Annotated in this window: 2 protein-coding genes; both read left to right on the top strand. The window is 66.2% G+C overall.

Going from position 1 to position 2,290, the window contains the following annotated elements; translation table 11 throughout:
- The coding region (locus tag EN939_RS30625; RefSeq protein WP_127271390.1) for a LysR family transcriptional regulator at window positions 1-866 on the top strand (866 nt) is incomplete at its 5' end.
- A gap of 213 nt (window positions 867-1,079) precedes the next feature.
- Complete coding sequence (locus tag EN939_RS30620; RefSeq protein WP_127269679.1) at window positions 1,080-2,183, top strand: isocitrate/isopropylmalate dehydrogenase family protein; 1,104 nt, start codon at window positions 1,080-1,082, stop codon at window positions 2,181-2,183.
- The last annotated feature ends 107 nt before the right edge of the window (window positions 2,184-2,290 follow it).

The following is a 2,290-nucleotide window of genomic DNA, read 5'->3' as shown; positions in this document are numbered from 1 at the left end:
GAATCTTCCTTGCCGTCTACAATCTGGGCAACATCAGCAAGGCGGCGGCGCGCGAGAACATCGCGTCGTCGGCGATCAGCAAGCGCCTCCACTCGCTTGAATCGGAACTCGGGGCGCCGCTGTTCTATCGGCATTCGCGCGGCGTCGAGGCGACGCCCGCCGGCGAGATGCTCGCCAAGCACGCGGCGACCCTGTTCAGCCAGATCAACCGGATGACCTCGGAGATGAGCACCTTCGCCTCCGGCGTCGCCGGCCAGGTGCGCATTCACGCGCACACCTCGGCCATCGTTCAATACATGCCGAGCCAGATCGCCAGCTTCACCAAGGCCTATCCCTCGGTGAAGATCATCCTGGTCGAGGATTCGAGCCTCGGCGTCCTGCAGGCGACGATCGAGGGCCTGACGGACATCGGTATCCTCGCGGGCAACATGGCCTTCCCGGATGCGCTGGATGTCTTCGACTACAGGCACGACAAGCTGGTGGTTCTGGTTCCGGCCGGCCACCCGCTCAGCACGTCGGGCGGGGTGCGCTTTGCCGACACGCTCGGCTTCGACCATGTCGGGCTCGCCGTCACCAGTTCGCTCGGCACCCTGCTCGCGGGTGCGGCCGACGCGCTCAGCATGACGCTGAAGACGTGCATCGAGGTGAAGACCTTCGAATCGGCCGTGCGTATGGTCGAGGCCGGGCTCGGCATCACTATCCTGCCGGACGGCGTGCTGGCCGACAAAGTCGGCAACGACCGGGTCTGCGCCATTCCGCTGCTCGACGAATGGTCGACGCGTCCGCACGTCATCTGCGTCCGCAACGACCGACAGCTGACGACCGCGGCGCTGTTCATGCTCGATCACCTGCGGTCCGTCCCATAGCGGTGATCGCCAGCCGCCGCCGATCGTCGCTGTTTGATAAGGGGGGCCTGCCGAACCGATACTGTCGCGTCGGCGGCAGCCATCATAACGTCGCGCCGTGTTCACCAGTATCGGGTCCAGGATCGCAAACCGGTCTTCGGCAAGCGCGATGCATCCATTCAAAGCGTGGGCGTCCATCCCCGTCGGGGAGATACGGCGCTCCGGGAGAATTTCATGAGAGAGAACTCTTTTCGGCTCGCGATCATGCCGGGCGACGGCATCGGCGTCGAGGTTATGGAGGCGGCGACGGCGGTGCTGGAGGTGATCGAGAAGCGTCACGACATCGGCTTCAAGATGGAGCGCGTCAATGGCGGCGCCCGCCAGTATCAGGAGACCGGCGTCGCCATGACCGAAGAGGGATTCGAGGCGGCCGAACGGGCCGACGCCATCCTGTTCGGCGCCATGGGCTCGCCGGACATCCGCCATCCCGACGGCACCGAGCCAGCCCCCCAGCTCGACATGCGCTTTCGCATGAAGCTCTACGCGGGCCTGCGCCCGATCCGGGCCATTCCCGGCGTGCCGCTGGCGCTGGCTTCGCCGCGCGCTTCCGAGATCGATTTCGCGCTGGTGCGAGAATCGACCGAGGGGCTGTTTGCCTCGCGCGGCAAGGGCATCGTGACCGACGACAAGGTCGCCACCGACACGATGCGGATCACGCGCGACGTCACGGAGCGGGTGTCGCACTTCTCCTTCAAGCTCGCCGAGCGACGCGCCCGGCGGCGCAAGCGCAAGGGCACGGTGACGCTCATCGACAAGTCAAACGTGTTCCGGTCGTTCGCCTTCATGCGCAAGATCTTCTTCGAGGTCGCCTCGCAGCATCCCGACGTCACGGCGGCCCAGCATTCGATCGACGCGACCGCGCTCGACCTCATCCGCCGGCCGTGGGATTTCGACGTGATGGTCACCGAGAACATGTTCGGCGATATCCTGTCGGACCTGGGGGCCGGACTCGTCGGCGGCATGGGCTTCGCGCCGTCGGCCGATATCGGCGACGATCACGCTTTGTTCCAGCCTTGCCATGGCACCGCGCCCGACATTGCCGGCCAGGGCATCGCCAATCCGGTCGCGATGATCCTGTCGACCGCCATGATGCTCGACTGGCTCGGCACCCGCCATGGCAGCGAGGCCTGCCTGGAAGCATCCGACGAGATCGAGGCCGCCGTCGACGCGGCGTTTGCCGCCGGCTCGGTTCGTCCCTATGACATTGGCGGCAGCGACGGCACGGGCGCGATCGCCCGGGCGATCATCGAGCGACTGGCGCCGCGCGCCAGGGTCTGAACGCAGCTTCAGGGTGGAATTCATGGCACTATCTCTTCCCGAAGCACTCGACCTCAGCGGCCAGCGCATTGTCGTCACCGGCGCGGCGAGCGGGATCGGCCGGGCGA

It is taken from the genome of Mesorhizobium sp. M7A.F.Ca.CA.002.05.1.1 (assembly GCF_003998335.1).
In the GTDB taxonomy this organism is placed as follows: Bacteria; Pseudomonadota; Alphaproteobacteria; order Rhizobiales; family Rhizobiaceae; genus Mesorhizobium.
The sequence above is the reverse complement of the archived record's forward strand: the minus strand, read 5'-3'. Positions and strand labels throughout refer to the sequence as shown.

Excerpts from the sequence above, each read along its gene's own strand:
- EN939_RS30620 (WP_127269679.1), top strand. The coding sequence starts at position 1,080 with ATGAGAGAGAACTCTTTTCGGCTCGCGATCATGCCGGGCGACGGCATC.